Annotated in this window: 7 protein-coding genes; 4 read left to right on the plus strand and 3 right to left on the minus strand. The window is 71.4% G+C overall.

Features of this window, described 5'->3' with window-relative positions:
• Positions 1-109: 109 nt before the first annotated feature.
• Entirely contained in the window at positions 110-2,311 is a 2,202-nt protein-coding gene (locus tag ABZ570_RS19725; protein ID WP_358065257.1) for a (Fe-S)-binding protein, read from the minus strand.
• A gap of 362 nt (positions 2,312-2,673) precedes the next feature.
• Positions 2,674-2,937: a cell division protein CrgA gene (locus tag ABZ570_RS19730; RefSeq protein WP_358065260.1), complete on the minus strand. Its 264-nt coding sequence runs from the start codon at positions 2,935-2,937 to the stop codon at positions 2,674-2,676.
• Between the two features lie 230 nt (positions 2,938-3,167).
• Here ABZ570_RS19730 and ABZ570_RS19735 point away from each other — a divergent pair, with 230 nt between their 5' ends.
• From ABZ570_RS19735 to ABZ570_RS19750, 4 genes are read left to right on the plus strand one after another with little or no spacing between them, the layout of a single operon-like run.
• Complete coding sequence (locus ABZ570_RS19735) at positions 3,168-3,977, plus strand: DUF881 domain-containing protein (protein WP_358065263.1); 810 nt, start codon at positions 3,168-3,170, stop codon at positions 3,975-3,977.
• Positions 3,974-5,536 carry a class E sortase gene (locus ABZ570_RS19740; RefSeq protein ID WP_358065266.1) on the plus strand — a complete coding sequence of 521 codons (1,563 nt, stop codon included), beginning with the start codon at positions 3,974-3,976 and terminating at the stop codon, positions 5,534-5,536. The genes ABZ570_RS19735 and ABZ570_RS19740 overlap by 4 nt, the downstream gene beginning before the upstream one ends.
• Positions 5,537-5,538: 2 nt before the next feature.
• Positions 5,539-5,823: a hypothetical protein gene (locus ABZ570_RS19745; protein WP_358065268.1), complete on the plus strand. Its 285-nt coding sequence runs from the start codon at positions 5,539-5,541 to the stop codon at positions 5,821-5,823.
• A gap of 4 nt (positions 5,824-5,827) precedes the next feature.
• Positions 5,828-6,478 (plus strand): aminodeoxychorismate/anthranilate synthase component II, encoded by a 651-nt coding sequence (locus tag ABZ570_RS19750; protein ID WP_358065271.1) that lies wholly within the window; start codon positions 5,828-5,830, stop codon positions 6,476-6,478.
• 92 nt (positions 6,479-6,570) lie between these two features.
• On the opposite strand, the gene pknB is transcribed toward ABZ570_RS19750, so the two are convergent.
• Positions 6,571-8,336, minus strand: a 1,766-nt coding sequence (gene pknB, locus ABZ570_RS19755; RefSeq protein ID WP_358065274.1) for a Stk1 family PASTA domain-containing Ser/Thr kinase, incomplete at its 5' end; no start/stop codon positions are given.

An 8,336-nucleotide genomic window follows, 5' to 3' on the forward strand; every position in this document is an offset into this window, starting at 1 on the left:
GAGCTCGCCACCGACGGGCCGGTCGCGGAACCCCGCTGCCCGACCGCGACGGCGGTGGCACCCGCACAGGTGCCACCGCCGTCGTGGTTCAGCCGTTTCGGCGTACGCCTCAGCCGGCGACCGGCTCGGCCTCCTTGTCCCCGGCCGGGGCCTCCGGCTTGACCGAGCGGAGCAGCACGCTGGCCACGTCGACGACCTCGACCTGCTCGCCGGCGCCCTTGCCGTTGACCCCGTCGTTGAGCATCGTCGAGCAGAACGGGCAGCCGACCGCGATGGTCTTCGCCCCGGTGGACATGGCCTCCTCGACCCGGTCCACGTTGATCCGCTTGCCGATCTTCTCCTCCATCCACATCCGGGCACCGCCGGCGCCGCAGCAGAAGGAGCGCTCGCTGTTACGCGGCATCTCGGTGATCTCGGCGCCACCCAGCGCGCTGCCGAGGACCTCGCGCGGCGGGGTGAAGATCCGGTTGTGCCGGCCCAGGTAGCAGGGGTCGTGGTAGGTCAGACCGCCGTCGACCGGCTGCACCGGGGTGAGCTTGCCGGTGGCGACCAGGTGGGCCAGGAGCTGGGTGTGGTGCACCACCTCGAACTCGCCGCCGAGCTGCCCGTACTCGTTGCCAAGGGTGTTGAAGCAGTGCGGGCAGGTGGCGACGATCTTGCGCTTGCTCTTCTCCCGGCCCTCGAACGCCTCGTTCAGCGTCTCGACGTTCTGCTGGGCGAGCATCTGGAAGACGAACTCGTTGCCGATCCGGCGGGCCGGGTCACCGGTACAGGTCTCACCTTCGCCGAGGATGGCGAACCTGACGCCCGCCTCGTTGAGCAGCGTGGCGACCGCCCGGGTGGTCTTCTTGGCCCGGTCCTCGAACGCGCCGGCGCAGCCGACCCAGAACAGGTACTCGAAGTCCTCGACCTCGCCGACCCGGGGCACCTCGAAGCCGAGGCCCTTGGTCCAGTCCTCGCGGGTGTTCTGCGGGGCGCCCCACGGGTTGCCCTTGTTCTCCAGGTTGCGCAGCATGACGCCGGCCTCGGACGGGAAGCTCGACTCGATCAGCACCTGGTAACGACGCATGTCGACGATGTGGTCGACGTGTTCGATGTCCACCGGGCACTGCTCGACGCAGGCGCCGCAGGTGGTGCAGGACCAGAGCACGTCCGGGTCGATGACCCCGCCCTCGGCGGCGGTGCCGATCAGCGGCCGGTCGGCCTCGGCCAGGGCCAGCACGTCGACGCCCGCGAGTTGCTCCTCGGTGGCCTTCTCCTCGCCGGTCAGGTCCTTGCCGCCACCGGCCAGCAGGTAGGGCGCCTTGGCGTACGCGTGGTCGCGCAGGCTCAGCACCAGCAGCTTCGGCGACAGCGGCTTGCCGGTGTTCCAGGCCGGGCACTGCGACTGGCAGCGACCGCACTCGGTACAGGTGCTGAAGTCCAGCAGGCCCTTCCAGGTGAACTGCTCGACCTGGGCGACGCCGAACTGGTCCTTCTCCGGGTCGGCCTCCTCGAAGTCGAGCGGCTTGCCCTCGCTCATCATCGGGCGCAGGGCGCCCAGGCCGGAGCCGGCCGGCTTCTCCGGCTCGCGCTTGAAGAAGATGTTGGGAAAGGCCAGGAAGCGGTGCCAGGCGACGCCCATGGTGACGTTCAGCGAGATCACGATGAGCCAGGTCATCGAGATGATGATCTTGATAAGGGCGGCGACACTGACCCCGGCCTCCCAGGCCGGGAGCGCGTTGCCCAGCGCGTGGCTGACCGGAGCGGCCCAGACCGGGTACTCGAAGTGGTCGGTGGCGACCTTGAAGCCGCGGATCAGGAAGCCGAAGATCAGGACCAGCAGCACGACCCACTCGACGAAGTAGCCCTGCCACATGGTGGAGCCGGTGAACCGGGAGCGACCGCCGGGCCGGGTGGGCCGGTTACCGAGCCGGATCGCCATCAGCACCAGGATGCCGAGCAGGCCGAAGACGCCGATGATCTCGGTGGCCAGGCCGAAGACCGTCCAGTGCCCGATGACCGGCAGCCCGCCACCCGGCGTGACCACCTCGAAGTACGCCTCGAGCACCAGCAGCGACAGCACGATGAACGCGACCATCACGAACCAGTGCGCGGCGCCCACCACGCCCCACTTGAGCATGCGGGTGTGACCGGCGGTCTCCACCAGCATCTGCCTGGTACGGGCGCCCTTGCCGGTGAACCGCTCCGGGGCGGGTTGCCCGAGCCGGATGACGGCCACCATCTTCATGACCGCGCGTACCGCAAGCCCCACCGCCACCGCGGTGATGGCGGCCGCGAGGATCGTGGTGACGATCTGGACGCTGCCCATCGAGTTGGCCTCCCGGTCTGCTGCCTGGTCGAGCGGCTCGGCGACCGGGACCGGTCGAGAAAGCGGCCGGCGTTCCGCCGCTACCGCCACCCCGACCCGACCGGCCGATGACCTCGCTCCGCTCGGTCATGCAGTGCAGCCTACGCGCAAGGTTACCCAGCAGTAACGTGAGTCATCTCGCAGCAGGCCACGCCGCCCTGACGACACCTTAGGGGGATCTGGCACCGCGCGCCGGGCAGGGGCGCCCCGGCGTGACGTACGTCCATGCGGAGGCCCTGGTGAAACCGGTCAGCGGCGACCGACCGGGGCGAGACAGGCCGGCGGCCCGCTCCCCGAGGGAACCGGGCCGGACGTCGACCGGGTCAGCGCCAGCGGGAGAGCAGAATCAGGGAGGCGACCATCGCACCGAAGCCCACCGCGAGGTTCCAGTAACCCCACGACATGACCGGGTACGCCTGCTCGGAGAGGTAGTACAGAACCAGCCAGCTGATGCCGGCGACGATCAGCGCGACGGCCGTGATCGGCAGCCAGACCGGGCTGGGCTTGCGCGTCGCCGCCGTGGCCGTCGGACGCACGTCCGTCGGCGGGGTGTACACCTTCTTCTTGCGGACCTGAGACTTGGGCACGACGCTCTCCAGAGGGGGGGTACGACCTCGTCCGGCCTGACAACCGGGCGCGGGGGCGACGGTCCATGGCCAATAATGTTCGACAGCTAGCGTAGTCCGGACTGGCCGCCCAAACCACAAATGGGGTCGGGCCGATGCGCGGAGTGACCGAAAAGGGGGGACTTTTCGGGTCGAGCACACCGGTTCGCACCCTCGCGGACCGGTACGAGACAACGGGAAGGGAACGCCCGGTGGAGTACACGTCCGGTGCCGCCTCCTGGCGGAAGGTCCTCCGGCGGGCGGTCGGCGTCCTGCTGCCCCGGCGGCCACGGCAGCGCCGCCCCGGCTGGTCCGTCGGCGTACCCCTGATCGCCGCCGCGGCGGGGCTGCTCTTCACCACGACCGCGACCACCGCCGGGGGCACCTCGCTGCGGGAGGACCGCCGGCCCCAGCTCACCCAGTTGATCGAGGACCGGCGCGAGCAGGTCGCCGCGAGCGAGGAGCGGGCCGCCCGGCTGCGCGCCGAGGTGGAGGAGCAGACCGCCGCCCTGGCCGACACCGACGGCCCGATCAAGGCGCAGCGGGACCGGGCCGCCGCCAGCCGGGAGGCCGCCGGCTTCACCGCGCTCACCGGCATCGGAGTCACCATCGAATTGAACGACGCGCCGCCCCGACGGGCCGACCAGCCCCTGCCCAAAGGTGCCAGCAACGACGACCTGGTCGTCCACCAGGGCGACGTCCAGGCGGTCGTGAACGCGCTCTGGGCGGGTGGTGCCGAGGCGATGTCAATCATGAACGTCCGCGTGCTGAGCACCAGCGCGGTACGCTGCGTCGGAAACACCCTGCTGCTGCATGGCCGGGTGTACTCCCCTCCTTTCAAGATCGTGGCAATCGGCGACCCCGCCGCCCTTCAGCAGGCGCTCGCCGCCTCTCAGGGAGTTCGGGTGTTCAAGGAAGCGGTCGACCACTACCAGCTCGGGTACAAGGAGACCGTCTCGACGGTCAGGGTGCCGGCGTTCGAAGACTCGACGGCTCTGCAGGCCGCGAAGGTGCGTCGGTGAGCCGGGACGATCCCCTCGAGCGGGACGGTCGCCACCACGACCACGCCGAGGAGTCCACGGCCTTCATCCGGCCGATCAACCGCACCCCGCAGGCCGCGCCCCGCCCGGGGCTCGACCTGCCCTGGCCGGACCAGGCACCGCCGCGCTCGTCCGACGCCCGGCCACCCGCCACCGGTCCGGCGGCTTCGTCCCAGGCCCCACCGCCGCCCTGGCCCGGCACCCCGACCCGGCCGCCGGCGCCCTCGGGTCCGCAGCGGCCCGCCGCCGCCCCAGCCGGGCAGCAGCACCGGTGGCCGGAGGAGGCGCCGGGCGCACGTGCCGGGGGGCGCACCGTCCGCCCGCCCGAGGGTCCGACCCCCGGCGTACGGCCCGCCGCCCCGGGCGACGCGCCGACCGCCTTCATCCCCTCCGTGGGCGACCGGCCGGAGCGCCGCGCCGCTGGGCACCCCACCATGGGCGGCCGTCCTGAGCGCCGCGCCGCCGGGCACCCCACCGAGGGCCGTGGTGCCCACCCGGCCGACGGTCGTACTCCCGACGCTCGGCGAGCCGGTGCGCCGGCGGCCGGCGGACCCCGAGGGGCTGGCCCGGCTGCCGGAGCGCCCCGGGCGACCGGCCCGGACGACGGTGGCCCGGCCCGGCCGGAGCCGGCCGGCGACCCGTCGGTGACCGCCGTGATCCCGGCCGTCGGCGGCCGGCCGGCCCTGGACTCGACCGCGCTGATGGGTGCCGTGCCCCCGGTCCGCCACACCGGCGACGGCGGCGGCGACGCGTCCGACGCCCCGGCCGAGCCGCCACGCCCCCGACGCGGCGAACGCGTGGTGCAGCTCCGGCCCGAGCAGACCGGCGAGGGCTACAAGAGCGTCTATTCGGAGCTGACCCGACCCAGCACCGCCTCGCGGCTGCGCTCGGTCGTGCGGGGCACCGGCGAGGTGCTGATCACCTTCGGCCTGGTGGTGCTGCTCTTCGCCGGGTACGAGATCTGGGGCAAGACGGTGATCGTCGACGCCCACCAGAACGACCTCAATAGCCAGCTCGCCCAGGAGTGGGCAGGCGACCCGACGGTCGGACCGACCGCTGGCCCCAGCAAGAAGCCGAAGCCACCGGCGGAGGGCAAGCCGGTGGCCGGGCTCTACATCCCGAAGTTCGACAAGCACTGGGTCGTGGTCGAGGGGGTCGCCCCGGCCGACATCCGGTACGCCCCGGGCCACTACCCGAAGAGCGCCATGCCGGGCGAGCTGGGCAACTTCTCGGTCGCCGGGCACCGCATCCGCGCCACCTTCTGGCGGCTCGACGAGCTGCGCTCCGGTGACGCCATCGTGGTCGAGTCCCAGACCGAGTGGTTCATCTACAAGGTCTACCAGCAGCGCATCGTCAAGCCGTCCCAGGTCGAGGTGGTGGCGCCGGTGCCCGGCAAGCCGGGCGCCAAGCCGACCGAGCGGGTGCTCACCCTGACCACCTGCAACCCCAAGTTCGACAACTACCAGCGGCTGATCATCCACGCCCGGCTCGACCGCGTCCAGGCGAAGTCGGCGGGCCGCCCGGCCGAGCTGGAGGGCTGACGATGTACGCGTGGATCTGGCGCAAGCTGCCGTTCGGGCTGGTCGGGAAGCTCATCGGTTCGCTGCTGCTCACCGCGGCGACGGTGGCCCTGCTCTGGTTCGTGGTCTTCCCGTGGGCGGAGCCCCTCCTCCCCTTCTTCGACAGCCAGGTCACCGACGACTCGGGGGTGCCGGGTGGTGGCGACCCCGGTGGGCAGCTCACCGTGCCCAGCGTGGCGCCCAGCGAGGAGGAGATCCCGTACGACACGGAGACCAACAACCCCTCGCCCACCACCCCGAGCAGGTGACCCGATGCGCGTCCTAGTGATCGACAACTACGACTCGTTCGTCTTCAACCTCGTGCAGTATCTCGGCCAGCTCGGCGTGGACTGCGAGGTCCGGCGCAACGACGAGATCGGCGTCGCCGAGGTGGGCCGGTTGGGCGCGGACGGCGTGCTCCTGTCCCCCGGGCCGGGCAGCCCGGATCGGGCCGGCATCTGTCTCGACGTGATCCGGGAGTACGCCGGCAAGCTTCCCCTCTTCGGGGTCTGCCTCGGCCACCAGGCGATCGGTGAGGCGTTCGGCGCGACGGTGACCCGGGCGCCGGAGCTGCTGCACGGCAAGACCTCCGAGGTGAGCCACCACGGGGTCGGCGTGCTCGCCGGCCTGCCCGACCCGTTCACCGCCACCCGTTACCACTCGCTCGCCGTGCTGCCCGAGACCCTGCCCGAGGAGCTGGAGGTGACCGGCTGGACGGGCTCGGGCGTGGTCATGGCCATGCGGCACCGGACCCTGCTGATCGAGGGCGTCCAGTTCCACCCGGAGTCGGTGCTGACCGAGGGCGGGCACCTCATGCTGGCCAACTGGCTGGCCGCCTGCGGCTACCCGGAGGCGCTGGAGCGGGCGCCGGAGCTGGCCGCCGAGGTGGACGCCCGCCGCCGGGCCGCCTTCGCCGCCGCCTGACCCGGGACACCCGGGCCGGCACCCCAGTTACGCGACATCGCGGTGTCCCGGTCACCCGGACACCGCGATGTCGCGTATGTGGCGATCGCGCTTTACCGGATGAACTGGCGCGGCGGCGACATGGTCGGGAAGGGGAATCCACCGGCGGTCCCCGATGTCGTGGGGGTGGGCGTCCCGCTCGGGTCCGGGCTCTCGGTCGGGTCGGGTGCAGCGGCGTAGTCGACGAAGATGGTGATCTTCTTGTCCTTGGGCGCCTTGGTCCCGGCCTTCGGGGTCTGGGAGCTCACCTTGCCGGCCTGGTCCGCCGGCACCTCGTCGCCGTCTTTGACCTCCACGTTGTTGTACCCGGCCTGCTTCAGCACCCTGATGGCCTGGTCCTTGGGGAAGTCGACGACATTCGGAACCTCATTGAGGTTGCCGCGGGAGACCTTCACCTTGATTTTGGTGCCCTCCGGGACCGGGGTGCCCTGCTTGGGATCGGTGTCGAGGACGGTGTCCTTGGTCGCGGTGTTGTCGACGAAGTCCGGGTCGACCGTGAATCCCAGGCCCTCCAACTGAGCCTTGACGTTGCCGTACCGGCTGCCTTCCACGGGCGGAATCTTGACCATCTTCGGGCCGCCGCAGACCTGGATGGTGACGTTCTGGCCCTTCGCCAGGGGCGCGTTGGCCTGCGGATCCTGATTGACCACCGTGTTCGGCGTGCAGGTGGAGTTCTGCACCGACTCGCCGATGATCGGGATGAGCCCGGCCTGCTGGATCATGGAGGTGGCGTCCGCCTGGCTCTTGCCCTGCACCGGCGGGACGTTGACCTTCTCCGCGGCGTGCTCGTTCAGCAGCAGCGCGGTGACCAGGGCGATCACCGCGAGGACGCCGAGCCCGGCGAAGGTGGCGATCACCCAGGAGGAACTCTTGCGCTTGCGCGGGTCACCGACCCGGGCCGGGATCTGCTGCCGGGTCTGCGGCCCCATGACCTGGGTCTGGTAGCCGGCCGCCGCGGCGGCCGGCGCCATCGGCATGGTCTCCTCGACCGGCATGACCGGGGTGGCCAGCACCGGGCGACCGGCGGCGGCCCGGAGCAGGTCCGCCCGCATCTCGCCGGCGCTCTGGTAGCGGTTCAGCGGGTTCTTCGACAGCGCCTTCAGGACGATGGCGTCGACGGCCGGGTTGACGTCCGGGTTGATGCTGCTCGGCGTCGGCGGGGCCTCCCGCACGTGCTGGTACGCGACGCTGACCGGGCTGTCCCCGACGAACGGTGGGTGCCCGCAGAGCAGTTCGAACAGCACGCAGCCGGCCGCGTAGACGTCGGAGCGGGCGTCGACCGCCTCGCCACGCGCCTGCTCCGGGGAGAGGTACTGGGCGGTGCCGATGACCGCGCTGGTCTGGGTCATCGTGGTGGCCCCGCTGGCCAGTGCCCGGGCGATGCCGAAGTCCATCACCTTGACCTGGCCGGTCTGGGTGAGCATCACGTTGCCGGGCTTGATGTCCCGGTGGATGATGCCGTGCCGGTGGCTGAACTCCAGCGCCGCGCACATGTCGGCGCAGATCTCCAGCGCCCGGCGCGGCTGGAGCCGGCCCTCGGCGCCCAGCACCTCCTTGAGGGTCCGCCCGTTCACGAACTCCATCACGATGAACGGCAGCGTCTCGCCGGTCGGCGCGGTCTCCTCGCCGGTGTCGTACACGGCGACGATGGCCGGGTGGTTCAGCGAGGCGGCGTTCTGGGCCTCCCGGCGGAACCGCATCTGGAAGGTGGCGTCCCGGGCCAGATCCGCCCGGAGCATCTTGATCGCGACATCCCGACCGAGCCGGAGATCGCGACCGCGGTGCACCTCCGCCATGCCGCCGTAGCCGAGCAGCTCGC

It is taken from the genome of Micromonospora sp. NPDC007271, assembly GCF_040634005.1.
Lineage (GTDB): Bacteria > Actinomycetota > Actinomycetes > Mycobacteriales > Micromonosporaceae > Micromonospora.